Origin of the sequence: Pleurocapsa sp. PCC 7327 (assembly GCF_000317025.1) — a bacterium.
Classification (GTDB): domain Bacteria; phylum Cyanobacteriota; class Cyanobacteriia; order Cyanobacteriales; family Microcystaceae; genus Hydrococcus.
Genome location: NC_019689.1, coordinates 3,780,526 through 3,798,122, shown reverse-complemented (window position 1 = coordinate 3,798,122; position 17,597 = coordinate 3,780,526). Strand labels below are relative to the sequence as shown.

Sequence of the window (17,597 nt, the reverse complement as noted above, 5' to 3'; positions counted from 1 at the left end):
TTAATTAGATTCAATGGTTTCAAGCGATTCAGTTTCAGATGATTTCTTAAGTTGCTGGCGAGCTTCTTGGAGGAAAAATAAATAAGCAGGTTCAAGAGTTTTGCGATCGGCTAAAAGTTTTTCAGGACGCTCTTGATAGACTTCAGCAAACAGGTTTCTCAACACCTCGTAATACTTGGTAATTTGCTCGTATTTAGTTGCTCCAACACCATGTTCTCGAATGCGATCGAGACGAGTATGATAATTTTGAACCAAAGAAGCAAAAACAACTTCCCACGGAAGATGAGATTTTCTTGCACGAATAGCTGCAAGAAAATCACTAAACGGTTCGACTTGAGAGGTTCTTTTAAATGAACTTCCCCAGAGTTTTGCTTCTGCTGCAATTTGAGCAGCTTCTTTTAAGTACTTAGTTAGTTGTTCGTATTCTTCCTGCATAAGACTCTTTAGTAAACTATTTAATGGTTGGCAAATACGACTCCAATAGTATTCCCAATTTGGTTCGTCTTGTTCGCGTAAAATCCAGCGAAATAAGACATAATAAAAATCGAGAGGGCGTTTTGCCGCACGAGCTAGATCGTAAAGACAATCATCTCGATTCTGAGGGCTAGAAACTAAAACTGAAAGATTTCCGATATCTCGCAATCTTTTCAGGATTTCTTCTGCATCTTGACGAAGATACTGTCCATTTTTAAGAAGAGGTTGTAGCGTTGATGGGATTCCTTCAACTCTGCCATAAAGATCGCTCCAAACCTCTACCTCTAAATTTCCGCTAATTGTAAAAGGGAAACCAAAATCAAAAGATAAAGAGAGTTCTAAAGCTAATCGTAGAGATTTTAGAAGAGCAACAGATGTATTAACATCTCCCCAAACAACAGGAATGATAACAGTAGAATGGATAAAATCAGGACGTTTAGGAAAAGCAAAACCAACGACTTTATCGGCTTTAAATTCTAAAATATTATCTTGATAGAGTTTTAATTCATCAACAGTTACTGTTCCTCCTTCTGTATTAGTTGCAGCAGTCTCTCTTAAGAATTGTCGCCAGATTCTCAGTAATTCTGGACAAGTTCCTTGAGGTAAAGCAAAGTGTAAATAAAGTAAATAAAGCAGATCTTTTTTTTTTGACTGCTGGAAAATTAGCCCCAACTGCTATTAATTGATAAGCTAAAGCGGCTATTGAGTTTGCTCGTCTTTTCGGTGCTGCACTCATTCCGCCAGGTAAGCGATTAGAGAAAAATTGAACCTTTGTTTCCGGTGGCATTTTATTAGAAATTAATTCTTCTATCTGAGTAGAAGGAGTGCCTAAAGAACAGCGTTGTCGAGGATTGGCATTAATATAAGTATTTAGTTCATCAATTCCTTTCCAATTGTTTGAATGAGGTAAGTTTAGACTGCGACCTACTTCTGCAATTATCTCCTCAGAAACTTCCGAGTTTGAGTCTTCAGATTGCTTTCCTTGTCGCATCTGAAAAGATTCTCTCAGTGCTGCTATCACACCTTCTATTCCTACTGAGGCTAAAGCTGCTTTGGCGGCAAATAAACAGCGCCCATATTGAACATCAAACAGTTCGAGTGCCTTTCTTTGCTCCTCAGATAAACCTACTTGAATGGCAATTCGATTCCAAACTTCTTGAGGACTAATTCCAACTTTTCTATAACTTAGATAAGCAGCTTTTAAGCCTTCTGATATAGCAAATTCTTCTGGATTAGTAACGGGTAGCAAACCTAAATTATTGGCTATAGTTAAAGCATTTTCACCTGCTGCATTACCCCATTTGTTAATATCCTGACTAACTTTATCCAGCTTAAACCCCGCTTTTTTCTTTTCAAGAAACGAGCGAACGCAAATGAGGGCTTCTTCTAAATTTTGCTGAATTGCTTGAGGATCGACTTTAATTCCATCTTTAGTAGAATGGACGAGTTGTTCGATATTTCCACTAAAAACGCGATCGATGTTTTTCTGCCAAACTATAGCAATTTCTCTAGTTAAGTCTTGCTTTGGTAAAACTTCTCCCTCAAATAGTTCTCCATCTGGAAAAATTGCCAGAGGAGTCAGCCCATATTTCCCTAAAACTTCTTCGCAAGCACTCAGTAATAGGGCAGTAATATAACCTTGGTCTTTCGAGACACTAACTTTAAATAGATGACTGGGACGACCAAAAGCTACCGTTAATTCATTTTCAACTTTACGAATTCGCTCTACTTCTGGAATACCAAGGTCAAATAAATCTGCACCAATAAGCATAGCTGCCCATTGTTTAATTGCCTCATCTTCAGGAAAAAATCTCATCCCATCGCTGGCATTATGACCTGAATGCCGTTCGATTAGTCTTCTAACTAGCTCAAAATCTTCTTCAGTAGAGACAAAATCTGAGACGCAAGCTAACTTTAACTGCTCTTGTAAAAAGTCTCGATCTCTAGCCAACTTTTTGACATTTCTTCCTAATGAATCTAATTTATTGAGATCGTGAACAGCCGTTGCAGCTAATAGGAAAGGTCGCTTATCTTCTGAAACTTTTGCTTTTCGACTAACCGTTAAGACAAATTGACAAGCTGAGTCGAGATGTTCTGCCAGCGTTCTTCCTTTTCTGACACCATACTGCTGATGTTTTGCGTGTCGTTCGTATAAAGTTGGGCGAATATCTCTAAAATATTTCTCTTCTAAAGTTTCTGGCTGGCGGTTCAAAAGTCGTGACATGATTTTCACTTCTTTAATTTTTATTAGGTTTCCCAAAACAGGCATTCGATCGACCAAAGCGTAAGTAAGATAGTAAATTTTCTTTACTTATCTTCCTTTTATACTAAAAATGTGTACTTAACTAATTGATATTTCCTATTTTGTTCTTCAAAATAGAGATAGTCAAGATATCTTACTTATAAGATGTACGTACAAAAATGGGACGTAAAGGTCAGTCAATTACCCTGTCTGTTTCAGAACGAGATAAGAAAGCACTAGAAAAACTGGCTTTAGAATTTGGAATGACTTGGGGCGATCGCCCGAACATCTCCAAACTCATCGAAGCGATCGCGCGCCATCACCTTCAGATCGCGCCCAATCACGATTGGACGCAAAATCGCATACAAGTGTTAGAAACAGCCAGACAAGCGCTGGTAGATTTAGGAAAAATTTCTGAAGCCAGAGAAATTGCCCAAATACTTCAGGAACGTAGCGAACTTACGATTCCCCAGAGAGCAGAAATCGAACAGTTTCTCAAAAACCCTCAACCAACATGGCGACGACAAATTGATAACTTCATCCACCGACAGCAACCTTTTCGCCTGTCTTATCGGGATGCAGCCGATCGCCTTTGGGAGTACACCATCGTACACGCGCAGATTCGATTATTAGAAGCCAAAAGAGAATATCTAGTCTGTCGCTGCGAAGAATTTGAAGGAAATGAAGATATAGACGAACTGTCTCACAATTGGACGCTGCGGCTAGATAGAATTCAAGAGGCGGCTGTCGTTGCGATCGCTCGACCTTGGGAAAAGGACTTAGAAAGAGTTGCTGTAGAATTTCACTTGTCTGGGAGACTTGCTTTTGCCTATCACGACGATACAGGCGAAGATGAAACGATTGGCGATCTCGAAGGTAATCCACCCATTAGACGAGTAGTGAGGAATATTTTTAGTACCTTCTGGTTTTTCCGAGATATCTCAAAGTATTGGGAAGACTGCGCGATCGTTTCTCCTGAAATCGTGCGCGATCGCGTTCAAGAGAAAGTCAAAGCGATGAGTCAGCAATATAGTAGCTGAATTAAAGCTGTAGCCTCAGTATATTTGAAAGGCACTATTAATCCTCTCTGCGCCTCTGCGTCTCTGCGAGAGATAAAAACGTATCCAAATCGGGCACATCCACCCAACAGCGATGTTCGTTCGATTGATGCGTTAAATCCATCAGCAATTGAGAATAAACCCCCTCCCGCAATGAAGGAACCAAAGATTCTCCCGCATCGATAGATTCTACCCAGCGATCGACCACGCGAATAAACGGTGCTAAACGTCCATCGGTAAAGACTTGAGGAAACGCCAACCGCTTGGGAATTTCTACTTCTGCAAGCGATTTTCCAGCGGGTGCAGCCATCAACCGAAAGCCATGTATGTAATCCTTGAGATTGTCGCTGCCTAAGACTAACGTAGCGCGATCGCCATACACTTCTACCCAATGTCCCCGTCCTTGATACGTCACCGAACTAATCGATAGTTGACAGGGCGTGCCATCTGCCAACTCTAAAATTATCAAACAGGTATCGTCCGCATCGACGGGTTTTAATTCCCCTCCTGCATTGGGATCGGGTCGTTCTTTGATGGCGCAAGTTAAATTAGCGCACAATCGCTGCACCGAACCAAAAAGCCAGTTAATATAATCAAAGGCATGGGAACCGATTGCCCCTAACGCACCTCCTCCCATATCTTTGCGAGAGTACCAATTCCAAGGGCGTTCGGGATTGGCGCGACTGGCTACCAACCAATCGATTTTAATCAAGCGCGTTTGTCCGACATAGCCTTGTTGGAGGTATTCGGCTAGGAGTTGCCACCCGGGAACAAAGCGAAATTCAAAGTCAGCCGTCGCTACTAAGCCTTTTTTTGCTGCTAGATGATACAGTTCTTTGGTTTCCTGCGCCGACATATTCATCGGCTTTTCCAGCAAGAGATGCTTTCCTGCCTCTAGTGCCATCTTTCCCATCTCGTAGTGCAGAAATGGCGGGGTAGAAATACTAACCGCCTCAACTTCGGGTAAAGCAAGAATTTTCTCTAGTTGGTTATAGGCGTAGGGAATGTTATGGGAATCTGCGATCGCTTTTGCTTTTCCCAAGTCGCGGTTGTAGACGGCAACGACCTCGGTGCGCGGATGGTGCTGAAATCCAGGGATATGGATGGCTTGACCAAAACCCGTCCCGACTACTGCTACGCCAATTTTATGCTGTTCGGTTGACACGGAATTTCTCAGGGACTTAACTCGCCAGCAAACTCTATTATCCCATGAAATTTTAAGGCGATCGCATTAGTCACAGCGACAGCATCTCTGAAAGAGACTTCTTTTTAGCATACTCATAAAGTTCTATGTCGGGTTCGCATACCTCCTCAATCTGTTGAATCATCTTGTCGTCTACCTGTGGACGAGAAATGGGATTTTTATTTTTGTGAGGGATTCTTAAACTCAATCCAAATTGATTTTTAAATCTTTCAATAAAAACATCGATCTGCTCCAAAAAACCAACCAACTGAAATTTATCTAAATTATCTTTTGCTAATTTAAGTTTTTCTTGAACGCTACAATTCTCTTGAGGCCAAGCATTGCTGAGATAGTTAATATAGGTATGACCTCTTTCTTTTCCTTTATTCGATCTAAGATAATTTGGCAAGTCTTCACTTACTCTTGCATGCTCGTCTTTTTTAAAAGCATCATAAAAATATTGAGAAATATATCTTTTTATAGGATTTCTTAAAATAGTTATATAAGCATATTGACTATGATAAGCATTCCAGATATCTAAATTAAAACGCACGTGACCGCTAATATATTTTGTTCCTTTTACCATTTCATGAAGGGCTAAATACTGTCTAAAGACGAACATGTTATAGTCTCGACTCGAAACATTTTCAGGGTTGCATAGTATTTTTGAAGCTGTTTTTGAAAAAGCAGGATCGACATTGTAAGAGCTTCTTTTGTAAAACCGAGCGATCGCATTATCTACCGAAATTCCTCCTGTTTTAGGAATATGCATGAAAAATATCTTCGGTTTCTCTGGTGCTATTATTTTTATTACGTTTTTGATTTTTTCTGTTAAAAAAGGTTTGTTCATATTCAAAATTCCTATAAAGTAATCATTTAGGATATTAATCTCAAACAAAGAGTAGCAGATTACCTATCTTCAAAATCTTTGTTTTAGCGATGAAGTATCTTTTTTGTAGTACTTAAGAATTGCTTGCGCTCTTTTTTCGTAGGATAGCTCTTGAGCCTTAGCAAGTCCAGATACTCGAAGCTGTTCGGCTCGTTGCTGATTAGATAACAGGTGCGCAATCCCCTTAGCAAGCGCTTCGGGATTGTCGGGTTCGACAAATTCAACGTCATCGTCGGTTAACCAGTCTCTTAAAGCCAGGATCTCGGTAGCGACTATCGGAGTGCCAGATGCCAAATACTCGCCTAACTTGACAGGACTCGTCCAAGCAGCACTCGGATGGTGTTGCGAAGGGGGAAGAAGCAAGACATCTGCATGCCAGAGAAACTTTGGCAGTTCTACTTGTGGCTGGAGTCCGTGGAAAGTGACATTATCTAACTGAAGTTCCTGCGCTCGTTTTTGTTGCCTATCAATATCCTCTGGCAATCCGCCTACTAAATGAAAGTGTATGTCGGGTAGCTTGGCTGCGGTTTCTAGGACTGTGGGAATCCCTTTGTAATCGTATAGGTGCCCGACATACGCTACATTTGCCCGATTTCCTGAATAAGGACTCGGTGGCAAATGTTCTGGGCGCTGGAAAAATTTTAGATCGACTGCATCACAGAGTACGATTAGCTTATCTTTAGGCACGCCCAGAGAATGGTAGTAGTCAACCAGACGATGGGATATCGTTACCCACACGAGGAAAGCACGATCGCGGGTGAGTTCTACCAGACGCAGGAAGGGAATTGTGTTGGTGCCCACATGTGCGTGGCTTTCAGCAACAGTTGGGATTCCGTATTTACTGGTTACGGTTAATCCGGGATAGCCATCGTTACGGGCGTAAACTAAATCGGGTCGAATCTGAAGTACAAAGGGTAAAGCTAGTAGAGCAAACCACCTATATTCGTTAATCTTGTAACCTAAAATTTTCTTTGGCAATTGCACCCAGCGCAATGGTTCCGTTAGCCCGTATATTTTAGCCAGTTTGTCGGGCGATACCGCACCCTCTGGTGCTTGGCAGCAGATAATGGTAACTTCATGCCCTAGCCTAGCAAAGCCCTGAGCCATCTTAACCGTATTAATAACGTGAGCTTTCTGAGATGAGGCTTCAAAGATACTAGCAACAAGGATTCGCATGGCTATTGGTCTCAAAACAAAAAGGAAAATTTCAGGGAAGAGCGACTTATTTCACGTAAAAGCCGCTCTCACGTTTTGTTGGAGATATCTAATCAAGTTTTTCCCAAGGTTAGCTGTGTCTCGATCGACTTCTTTTAGCCTTTCTGCTGAAAATTCTACGATGCGCTTGGCTCGCTTATCCCAAGTAAAGTTTTGTACCTCTTGGAAAGCACGTTCGGCAATATTATTTGCAAGAATAGGGTTCTCCAATAAATTCGCGATCGCGTCTTTGAAGGAAAGCGGTTCGTCAGGCTCTGCTAGCAAAGCGTTTTCGCGATCGCGCAATACTGTCATAATAGTCGGTAAAGCCGAAGCAACAATCGGTCTTTTAACGACCATATATTCAAATAGTTTGAGAGGACTGGTGGTTTCGCCTAAATGCCAGTACTTACTCGTCGGAACGATTAAGATATCTGCCGCATATAAATATGATGCCAACTCGGTTTGCGTTACGTGACCGACAAGCTGTACGTTATGTAAATTAAGTTTGTTACACTCTTGTTTGACGCGATCGATATCCTCAACCCATCCTCCTACCAAAACAAATCGGCATTCTGGCATCATGCGGGCAGTCTCCAGAAGCGTTGGAATTCCTTTGTATTCGTACAAGTGACCGGAGTATAAGATGATTTTTTCAGCTTGAGGAAGGGATAGCTTTTGGCGAGCCAAATGTTTTTCTTGGTAGGGAAGAAAACTTTGCACATCCACGCCGCTATGAGCGACCAATGCCTTTTCGGGACTGAGACCATAGTTGATACAGCGATCGGCTAATCGTTGCGATATGGTAACGAAACCGATCAAGTTTTTGTCAGCAAAAAATTTGCGGCTAGCAGAATTGTCGTCGATTAGTTCGTGCTTTTCCCAGAGAACGGGTACGCCAATCTTTAGCAAGCGATCGGCAATTAGAGTCGAGCGAGTAAACACCAAGGAAGGAGATTTCAGGCAAGCATACAATACCGCTAACTTAAAATATCTGTAACTTTGATAATCTTGGGGAAAAGGATACTTTACCTTAACGTGTGTTGGCAAGCGTACTAGCTTAAAATGGCGATGTAAGCCATACCAATTTTGAAATTCGCCATCCATCCCCGTTAAAGCCGATCGAAGATCGCCACCTGTCACTAACTCAAAATTGTCGAGCTGCTGAGATAAGGCTTGCGCCATCTTAACAACTTGTATGGTATGAGCCATTTTTGAAGGTAAGTTGCCATTAGACAAATAAAGCAGGGATTTTAAGGTTGCCATATTACTTTCTCGCTCGAAAAGAAAAGTTTGGTAGAGCCGCTAGATATCGTGTTTGTACAAAAGTCTAAAAGGGAAAAATGCGCGACGATCGCTATATCTAATCCTTTAATCCTTCTTCTCCTGCCTCGCATTGGGCATTAAGGTATGACCGATACTCTTGAGTGCACTCACTGCCAACTTCTTAGTGCGATGTCCTAACTGGCTTAATGAGGTTTGCTCTGTTGAATCTTGTTGTGGCTGGGGAATGGGTAAATGATTCACCTTGTATTCGTAACCAAACCTTTTAGCCATCGGCTCTACCTCTGCCTCAAACTCACTAATCTCAGTACTATTCCAGGTAGCAATAGTAGGAACGCGAGATTTAGCGTTGGGTCGGCGTAGCGATAATTGCTCGTATATTTCCGGCGCGATCGCCGACTGAAAGCCAAAAAACTCGGCAATTTCTAGATAGCGGCTGTAGGACAAATCTTCAAGCTTTTCTATACGCCAGTGAGTTTCTGGGATGCGCTCAAACTGTTCGAGAACTCTAGCATTAAGTGCATTCCAGTACCAAGCAATTTTTCCGATGCGGCTCATTTGGTTCCATTGCAGGAACTTCTCTCCAGAGGGCATAATTCGTCCTAGAGAGTGATGAAAAGACGTGCAGTAATCCTGATAGCCCGGTGCCAGATTGGGATTGGCTCGTATTACAGGTTTTTCATACCATCCTTTTTGTAAATAGGAATTAACGACTCGCTCTGGAGAGCGTATTAACAGAAGAAACTTGGCATTAAAGCGATCGTATAGTTCCTGGATAGAAAGAGAAAGATGAGCGCTTGCCTCAAAGGAAAAGAAATGATTTTCTAAATCTTGTTGAATCTCGCCTTCTTTTGTCTGTAAAAATCCCTCGCTATCCACTGGTAAACCATACCACTTACAGTAGCGATGAAAGGTTTCATTCAACGGATTTCGTTCGTGAACTGAAGAAACATTTGGTTCTAAATTGATAACCCTAGAAATAAATTCAGTGCCACAGCGACCCGTACCAATAGCAAAAACTACTCGTCCTTTAAAATTAGAACTTTGAGAATTAATCATTCTTTATTGTTTGCTCGCAATTTCCCACGACCTTTGTTGATTAATTAAACTTATTCCCATATTAATATCTGATTTAACAGTAAACTTAAAAGATTCAACCAAATCAAGAGTGCCTAGCGCTCCTTCTTTAAGCTTAATGCTCATAATATATGCACCAGGTACTAAGCTTAGATAAGGAATTTTAAGCTGGATTTCATGCTCTCCTATCCCTACTTCAAAAGATTTTCCATCATTTTTATTACTTAAAAATAAAATTGGATTGCCTTGTTTGCGTAATTCTGTAATTTTTAAGTGAACATTAACATCACTAAATTTTTTATGAGCGCGGAAATTTACGCAGAAAACGATGGGTTCGCCACTAATAATCGATTCGACAATATCACCTTCAAGAGATTTGAAATAAATTGAAATTAAATCCAAACCTAAACTCTCATGTTCTAACTTTTTTGGTAAATACAAAACTCCTGGCGTGTTTTCCCTCCCTTCTAAAAATAAATCTTTTTCATACTGATTGAGAATTGTCCCTGTATCCCCGAAAGCAACCAGTTGACCTTTTGATAGATAAATTGCAGAGTCGCATACATTTAAAATAGCCTGCGTGTTGTGATTAACTAAGATAAAAGACACGCCTTGTTGGTTTAGCTCATGTAGCCTGCGATAACATTTAGCCTTAAATTTAATATCTCCCACAGCCAAAACTTCATCGATTAAAAGAATATCTGGCTGTGTATGAATGGCGCTGGCAAACCCCAACCGTGCCGACATTCCAGAACTATAGCTCTGCACTGGTGCGTCGATCGCCTCCCCAATTTCCGCAAAATCGACAACCGCATCAAATCTTTCATTAATTTCTTTAGTAGATAAACCCAAAATCGACATGTTGGCATAAACATTTTCTCTTCCCGTCAAAATTGGATTAAATCCCGCTCCTAGCGCAATTAGCGGAGCCAATCGACCTCTCACTCTAACCCGACCAGTATCTGGCTTAATTAGTCCGCTAATAATACGCAGGAGCGTACTTTTACCTGCACCGTTGGCTCCAACTAAGCCTAGTGCTTCACCTCGCCGCAGTTGAAAGCTAACGTCTTTTAATGCCCAAAACTCACCCTTTCGCAAGCGATCGCTTTTTCTTCGACCCCCAACTAAATCTGTAGCAATGTCTAGAACCCCATAAAATAGAGACTTTCTCAAATCTCGGCAAAACTTTTTAGAAATATTTTCAACAGAGATAACTATGTCTGCATTTTCAGGCTGAGCGTCAATTTGTCTATCTTGAATCTCATTTAGCATTATGAACTTATCCTCTCAATAACGTAAGGTAGCGCTAGGCGAAAGGCAATCCATGTTAGCACTAAGCCAACGATGGTCATAATACTTACTATCCAAAATCCTAATGGTTCTGAGACGACTCCGGTTGTTGCCAACTCGCGCGTTGTTACTAGCAGAGGGGTGACAGGATTCAGTTTTACTAACACTCCAAAAGTTCCCTGGCTTGGCACCGGATAAATGACAGGAGTCAAAAACAGCCAGAATCCCGTCGCCATCGTTATTCCCTTTGACACGTCTTGATATAAAGCTCCTAGTGGAGAGAGTAGCATACCAATTAATGTCCCCAGCATAATTAAATGAATCAGTGCCACAGGAGCCAAAATTACCGTCCAACTAACTGGAACCCTAAACCAGACAAATAGTGCCACAATTAGAATCAGCTTGATGGCAAAGTTGAAAAACACCTCGCCTAACTTGGCTAAAATAATTGCTTCTCGCGGAAAATTGACTCTGGACAGCATTGGTTTCGCCAATGTCACCGCTTGCACGGGACCATTTAACGCTTCCACAAAAGTCTGCCAAAGTGCCGTGCTAAACATTACATAAGCTGGATAGGGTATATCTGTAGCGCTCACGCTGATAACCTTGGCATCATTCGCAAGCGTAAATCCGGCTGCCATAAAGATTGGCGGTAAAAATGCCCAGGCAATCCCCAAAAATGACTGACGGTACTGAGCTTTGAGATCTCGCACCATGAGTCGCCAAGCGAGTTCGCGAGAAGCGAGCAAGTCTCGCCACATCTGTTTAAAGAGTTGAACTGGATGTCTGAGCAAGCTCTCAGGCGTGTGAACTATCTCAGGCGGCATCCGAAAATCCTCTCTTTTGACTGCAAATTTTTCATCCTTGACTCACGGGATATTCTTGCATTAATTGCTGGCTCTCCTCTGAGCTTAGTAATTGCTGGTAAATTTTTACTAGCTCATTGTTAAGTGCGTGCGTGTCAAAATATTTTTCTACATGCGCGCGACCAGCTCGACCCATTTCAGACCAGACTTCTGGATGCTCGATTAGGTAGCCTAACTTCTCGGCTGTGGCATCTACATCGCACTCTGAGACTAGAAAGCCTGAAATCCCATCTTCGACCAGTTCGGGAATACCTGCGTGGAAAGTGCTGATGACTGGCAAACCCATTGCCATTGCTTCTTTTAGGACATTGGGAATACCTTCTCGATCGCCGTCTTTACCCGTCACGCTCACTGCGATGAGAATGTGCGAGTCGTTCAGAATTTTAATACACTCTTCCTGATGTTTCCAACCCAGCAGCTTCACTTTTTCACTCACATTTAGTTCCTCAATGAGTTGCTGTAATTTTTGCCGCAAAGCTCCGTCGCCAATAATGTTGTACTCAATATTTTGATTGACTTGAGCAATCTTGGCAAAGGCACGAATGCCATATTCTATACCTTTTTTTTCGACGAAACGACCGATGGTGACAATCCGAACCCGACCATCTAAGGGCAAGTGACGCGGGGTAAAGAAAAACCGACGGCAATCGATTCCCGACCGATGCACGATAACTTTTTGTTCGCTGCAACCGAGCTTGAGAACTAGCTGCTTTAAATAGTCGCAATTGGGTAAAAAACAATCTCCTTCTTGAAATAATTCGTCGTAAACGCGAGATCCTTTTCTTTGAAGCATCTCAGAGAGATCGTAGCCGCGAAATGCTACAATAAGCTTGCTGCCGGGAGAGTTCATAACACGAAATGCCATTCCTCTGAAGCTCTGCGTTCCAAACTGACAATGGATGATGTCGTATGTTTTTTTCAGTAAAGGAGTTGCCGTGTAGAGTAAATATAAGGAGAAAGCTTGCTTGCCATATTTAGTAAAGTTAAGCGATCGCATAAACAACCTGAGGTCTTTATAGCCGTTTGCTAACAACAATCCCATTCCTTTAAATAACCGCCACCAGAGATTGTTTGGGATTTGAGGCCAATAGTAGGTTCGTTCTAGGAGGCGATATTTTTCTACCTCTGGATGGATTTTATAACTGTCACCTACTTGGTCTGCATAAATATCAACTTCATATCCGCGATCGAGTAAGCCGACAATTTGATTTAAAATAAACGTTTCCGATAAAACTGGAAAATGGCTAACAATAAATGCAATTTTCATAACTTAGTTGTTCGATCCGAATAATTAATGTCACAAGCCATCGGTATTTACGTTCTATAAATTGTGCTGCTCGCTTAAAATTTTTGCAGTTGGTTATATTTTTACTACTTCGGTCAAAAAAAACACATCGGTCTAAAGATGTAGAAATTTGAGCTGCGCGTCATTTAGAATATCACCACCAGAAAAAAGCTTTAGATTCTTGAAAAATTCTGAACTTTGGTTTGAATGCGAGAAATCTAAAACTTCTGCGATCGCGATCGTTAGGATATAATTAGCAAACATTTACAGCCAATTGCCTGAAATTATATCCAGAAATTAGGTAGGGTGAGTTAAAATTTTTATTTATCTTTTTTAGCCTTATGACAACTTCGATAGTAACTGGAGTCGCGGGTTTTATCGGCTCGCACCTAGCTGAAGCATTACTCAAACAAGGGGAGAGAGTAATCGGCATTGATGAATTTAATGATTACTACGAGCCTAGCTTTAAGCGTAGAAATATTTCATCTCTTGAGAGTTACTCTTCTTTTGAGTTAATAGAAGGGTCGATTCATGAGTTGAATTGGCAAGAACTGTTGGCGAACGCAGAAACCCTCTATCATCAGGCAGCTCAGGCTGGAGTACGGGCAAGCTGGGGCGAAAGTTTCCGTCACTATACAGAACGCAACATTAACGCTACTCAAATTATTTTAGAAGCTGCCAAAGAGTCCAAATCCCTTAAGCGACTGGTATTTGCCTCTAGCTCGTCGATCTACGGGAATGCAGAAACCCTGCCGACTCCAGAATCAATTTGTCCTCAGCCTACTTCCCCCTATGGCATTACTAAATTGGCAGCAGAATATTTATGTTTTTTATACTACCGAAATTTTCAAGTCCCAGTGACAGCCCTTCGCTACTTTAGCGTCTACGGACCTCGCCAACGTCCCGATATGGCATTTCATAAATTTTTTAAAGCAGCAATGGTAGGTGCGCCAATTCCGATTTATGGAGACGGACAACAAACGCGAGATTTTACCTTTGTCAGCGATGTAGTAGCAGCAAATCTAGCGGCAGCAACCGTTCCAGATGCTATTGGCGAAGCTTTCAATATCGGCGGCGGTAGTAGAGTTGTATTGGCTGATATGTTGGATAAGATTGAAGCGATCGCAGCAATTCCGATTCAAAGAAACTATTTGGAGACGGCTAGAGGAGATGCTCGTCACACCGGAGCAGATGTTTCCAAGGCAAAAGCGCTTTTAGGATGGTCTCCTAAAGTCTCCTTAATTGAAGGATTGACGCAACAATGGGAATGGATTCAAACAGTGTATTAATAGTTTGGCTTATTTGATATCGAGCCAAGATATAGTTAGGCAGTGAAGGGATTTAGCTTAATATCAAATCCGTTTAATTAGCCATAATATAGTAGTGCGCAGCTCACAGATCGCGATCGAGATGGTCGCACTCCTATTTTTTGTGGTTGTCTAACCAGATTTGATATAAGAAGCTCAGGCTGTCGCCAAGGTTGAGTATCCTGGAGATCGTCTATGCGATTCTTCCAACCTCGATATAAGTGACTTGGTTTCCGTCAAGATCTGTCGATGTAGTCCAGAAATACCCATAGCCGCTATCCCAATCCCAATATTCGCCTGTTTCTAAAGTAGTACCGTCATCAAATATTTGTGTTTCACCGCCAACTACTTTTTCTCTTTCATTCAGTTCATCAATAAAAGATAAATCTTCAAAAGTTAATGTTGTTTGACTGCGATCGTCTTTGTCCATTTTTATTGACCTGAATTTTTTGACTTTTTACACTTCATTCCGACCTTAATAAATAGCACAATTAAATTCCAGCAGCGAAAAATTTTATATTAATTTTTATTCAGGGTTTAACTGATAGGCTTCTCTGCTCCCCCAAATGCGATCGAGGAAATATAATTGATTTTGATGAAAGCGATCGCCATAACTTTAAAATGATATTAGTCATCGCCCAATTTCTTCTGAAGGCGTTTTAGGGTTTGATACATTTCGGGAAGACGCTTATAAATGGCGGAAACTTTTAAATATAATTTGTTGGGAACGGCGGGACTGCTAGAAACAATTTCGCCCGGTTGGATATCGTTGTGAATGCCGCTTTGGGCAGTTGCGATCGCGCCGTCTCCGATTTTTACCTGATTGGCAACGCCAACTTGACCTGCTAAGATAACGCGATCGCCTACTTTCACGCCCCCTGCTAAGCCTACTTGGGCGGCAAAGGCGCAATTTTGACCGATCTGACAGCCATGAGCGATATGGACTAGGTTGTCTAACTTGGTATTGCGTCCTATGCGGGTTTCTCCTACCGCAGGGCGATCGATGGTGCTGTTGCAGCCGACTTCTACGCCATCTTCGAGGATCGTACAACCGGACTGTTCCATTTTGAACCAGCCTTGGGGCGTGGGAACAAAGCCAAAGCCTTCCGCACCGATGACCGCACCGCTGTGAATGACGCAATCCGCACCAATCTGGGTGCGTTCGTGGATGGTGCAGTTAGCGTGTAAGACAGTGCGATCGCCAATTGTCACGTCTGGATAAATGACGACATTGGGATGGATACAGGCGCGATCGCCGATTTTTACGCCTGCATGAATGACAACGTGAGCGCCAATGTAAACATCCTTGCCAATGGTTGCGCCAGGGGAAACAACCGCAGTCGGATGAGTTCTGGGCGACGGTTGGAAGGGATGGTAAAAAAGTTTAATCGCATGAGCGAACGCTAACCTTGGCTCGGCAGTGGCAATCCAAGCAATGTCGCGATCGCTTGCTTGCGTCTGTAGCGCGGGATCTAGAGGCAAAATTAAGGCACTTGCCGCCGTTTTCGCTACCATAGCAGCAAATTTCGCTCCCTCAATATAGCTCAGCGTTCCCGCAGTAGCTTCTTCAACTGGGGCAACTCCTGTAATGTTGGGATCGCAACCTGGGTTAGAAGTAAGACTATCCGATGCTGCTAACTTACCTAACTTTGCAACAATTTCACTTAATTTCATTGTTTACAGAAGTTGCTCTCAGGAAATAGAAACCTCAAAAAATTCTAACGTTCATATAGAAATTCAGGACAAAAGAACTATATCAAAGAAGTCGAAGAGAGAGATACAGGAGACAAGGTACAAATGATAGAATCTTGGCTCCTAGACTCCTGAATTCCGAACATTAAGCAAGTACTGGCTCTCTCTCTCCTTCATCTAAGTTTTGGAACAGCACCGTACTGAGATAGCGTTCGCCAAAGCTGGGCTGAATCATGACGATGAGCTTTCCCTTATTTTCTGGACGCTTGGCTACTTGGATAGCGGCACAAAGGGCGGCCCCACTAGAAATTCCAGATAGCAGACCTTCTTCTTTTGCCATGCGACGACTATAGGCGATCGCGTCTTCATCGGTTACGGTTATTACTTCATCGATCAGATCGACTTTAAGGACTTGAGGCACAAAACCTGCACCGATGCCTTGAATTTTGTGAGGGCCGGGATTACCGCCAGAGAGGACGGGGCTGTTGGCTGGTTCGACTGCGATCGCTTTAAACTCTGGCTTTCTCTGTTTGATAACTTCACTAACTCCGGTAATCGTGCCTCCTGTTCCTACGCCAGCGACGAGAATATCCACTCTACCATTAGTATCTTCCCAAATTTCCTCTGCCGTTGTCAATCGATGAATTTCTGGGTTAGAAGGATTGTTGAATTGTTGGAGCATATAGGCATTGGGAATAGTTTCTAAGAGTTCGTTCGCTCGTGCGATCGCGCCGCTCATTCCCTTATTGCCCGGAGTTAGTTCCAATTTCGCGCCATAAGCTTTTAGCATTGCCCGTCGCTCTAAACTCATGGTCTCTGGCATGGTCAAGATTAATTTATAACCTTTGGCAGCGGCTGCCATAGCCAGCGCAATTCCTGTATTGCCTGAAGTGGGTTCGACGAGAATGGTTTTACCGGGAGAAATTAATCCTTCTCGTTCGGCGCTATTAATCATATGCACGCCAATCCGGTCTTTAACTGAGGCAGCAGGATTCATGCTCTCTAGCTTAACCAGGATTTGAGCGACGCAACCTTCTGCCTGGGGAATGCGATTTAACCGAACCAGAGGGGTCCGACCGACGAGTTCTGTAATATTCTGAGCAACGCGCATAGTTTTCCGACGCTATTCGACACAATAACAAATTTTGCTAGTTTGCAGCAAGCAGCCAGCTTTTTTAAGTATGTACCAAAACGCGATCGCTGACGCTTTCTCGAATTATGCTATTTCTTTATTTTAAAAGCTAATAGCTTTTAAGATCTAATTTTTAGACTGCTAAAGCAGCGTGTGTATAGCAATTTTTCGGGCAAATTCTCGAACAAGCCTGACAGCCTATACAGTATTGAGGATTGGCAATTGTCATTACCTTGCGTTCGATTTCATCATCATCTTCATCTTCTACAAATTCACCTTCATCGTTCATTGCCCTCAGAGCGAGCACATTGCGACCGCAAACTTTAAAGCATCTGCCACAGCCAATACATTTGTGTTGGTCGATTTCTTGAACGAAATTCGGTTCCCAGGTAAGTCCTCCAAGGGTTGTACCAGTCAGTGTTGCCATTAGACGTTCTCCTGCAAATTGAGTAATTCATTTCTTTTCAAAAAAATGAGAGCGATAAACCGGATAATTTCTTTATCCTTGTTTCTCAAGCAACTGACAACTCCCTTTTCTTTATTTTTTAGTAAAGCTAACGAAGAAAAACAAACCGAAAACTCCTGGGTAAACATAGATATAATTTCCTTTATTTAGTTTTAGTT

14 protein-coding genes and 1 pseudogene are annotated in these 17,597 nt (G+C 42.2%); 2 read left to right on the top strand and 13 right to left on the bottom strand.

What is annotated here, in order from left to right; all coding sequences use genetic code 11:
- Positions 1 to 2,698: pseudogene (locus PLE7327_RS26695) on the bottom strand (CRISPR-associated protein Csc3).
- Positions 2,699 to 2,895: 197 nt separating this feature from the next.
- Here PLE7327_RS26695 and PLE7327_RS17130 point away from each other — a divergent pair.
- Complete coding sequence (locus PLE7327_RS17130) at positions 2,896 to 3,756, top strand: WYL domain-containing protein (protein WP_015145059.1); 861 nt, start codon at positions 2,896 to 2,898, stop codon at positions 3,754 to 3,756.
- A 37-nt stretch (positions 3,757 to 3,793) separates the two neighbouring features.
- Here PLE7327_RS17130 and PLE7327_RS17125 read toward each other — a convergent pair whose 3' ends face one another.
- From PLE7327_RS17125 to PLE7327_RS17090, 8 genes are all read right to left on the bottom strand, one after another.
- On the bottom strand, positions 3,794 to 4,939 hold the full coding sequence (locus tag PLE7327_RS17125) for a Gfo/Idh/MocA family protein (protein ID WP_015145058.1): 1,146 nt from the start codon (positions 4,937 to 4,939) through the stop codon (positions 3,794 to 3,796).
- Positions 4,940 to 5,009: 70 nt separating this feature from the next.
- Positions 5,010 to 5,807: a sulfotransferase family 2 domain-containing protein gene (locus PLE7327_RS17120; protein ID WP_015145057.1), complete on the bottom strand. Its 798-nt coding sequence runs from the start codon at positions 5,805 to 5,807 to the stop codon at positions 5,010 to 5,012.
- A gap of 69 nt (positions 5,808 to 5,876) precedes the next feature.
- Entirely contained in the window at positions 5,877 to 7,022 is a 1,146-nt protein-coding gene (locus PLE7327_RS17115; protein ID WP_015145056.1) for a glycosyltransferase family 4 protein, read from the bottom strand.
- A 51-nt stretch (positions 7,023 to 7,073) separates the two neighbouring features.
- Positions 7,074 to 8,306, bottom strand: a complete 1,233-nt coding sequence (locus tag PLE7327_RS17110) for a glycosyltransferase (protein WP_015145055.1) — start codon at positions 8,304 to 8,306, stop codon at positions 7,074 to 7,076.
- Between the two features lie 105 nt (positions 8,307 to 8,411).
- On the bottom strand, positions 8,412 to 9,383 hold the full coding sequence (locus tag PLE7327_RS17105; RefSeq protein WP_015145054.1) for a hypothetical protein: 972 nt from the start codon (positions 9,381 to 9,383) through the stop codon (positions 8,412 to 8,414).
- Between the two features lie 3 nt (positions 9,384 to 9,386).
- Positions 9,387 to 10,673: an ABC transporter ATP-binding protein gene (locus PLE7327_RS17100; protein WP_015145053.1), complete on the bottom strand. Its 1,287-nt coding sequence runs from the start codon at positions 10,671 to 10,673 to the stop codon at positions 9,387 to 9,389.
- Positions 10,673 to 11,518, bottom strand: a complete 846-nt coding sequence (locus PLE7327_RS17095; protein ID WP_015145052.1) for an ABC transporter permease — start codon at positions 11,516 to 11,518, stop codon at positions 10,673 to 10,675. Before PLE7327_RS17095 ends, PLE7327_RS17100 begins: the two co-directional genes overlap by 1 nt.
- 31 nt (positions 11,519 to 11,549) lie before the next feature.
- Positions 11,550 to 12,824: a glycosyltransferase gene (locus tag PLE7327_RS17090; protein WP_015145051.1), complete on the bottom strand. Its 1,275-nt coding sequence runs from the start codon at positions 12,822 to 12,824 to the stop codon at positions 11,550 to 11,552.
- 359 nt (positions 12,825 to 13,183) lie between these two features.
- Here PLE7327_RS17090 and PLE7327_RS17085 point away from each other — a divergent pair, with 359 nt between their 5' ends.
- Positions 13,184 to 14,131 (top strand): NAD-dependent epimerase/dehydratase family protein, encoded by a 948-nt coding sequence (locus tag PLE7327_RS17085; RefSeq protein WP_015145050.1) that lies wholly within the window; start codon positions 13,184 to 13,186, stop codon positions 14,129 to 14,131.
- A gap of 211 nt (positions 14,132 to 14,342) precedes the next feature.
- On the opposite strand, the gene PLE7327_RS17080 is transcribed toward PLE7327_RS17085, so the two are convergent.
- The 4 genes from PLE7327_RS17080 to fdxB form a co-directional block, all read right to left on the bottom strand.
- Positions 14,343 to 14,579: a hypothetical protein gene (locus tag PLE7327_RS17080; protein ID WP_015145049.1), complete on the bottom strand. Its 237-nt coding sequence runs from the start codon at positions 14,577 to 14,579 to the stop codon at positions 14,343 to 14,345.
- Between the two features lie 197 nt (positions 14,580 to 14,776).
- On the bottom strand, positions 14,777 to 15,823 hold the full coding sequence (gene lpxD, locus PLE7327_RS17075) for a UDP-3-O-(3-hydroxymyristoyl)glucosamine N-acyltransferase (protein ID WP_015145048.1): 1,047 nt from the start codon (positions 15,821 to 15,823) through the stop codon (positions 14,777 to 14,779).
- A 163-nt stretch (positions 15,824 to 15,986) separates the two neighbouring features.
- Positions 15,987 to 16,952: a cysteine synthase A gene (cysK, locus tag PLE7327_RS17070; protein WP_015145047.1), complete on the bottom strand. Its 966-nt coding sequence runs from the start codon at positions 16,950 to 16,952 to the stop codon at positions 15,987 to 15,989.
- Positions 16,953 to 17,106: 154 nt separating this feature from the next.
- Positions 17,107 to 17,400: a ferredoxin III, nif-specific gene (gene fdxB / locus PLE7327_RS17065; RefSeq protein WP_015145046.1), complete on the bottom strand. Its 294-nt coding sequence runs from the start codon at positions 17,398 to 17,400 to the stop codon at positions 17,107 to 17,109.
- Between the last annotated feature and the right edge of the window lie 197 nt (positions 17,401 to 17,597).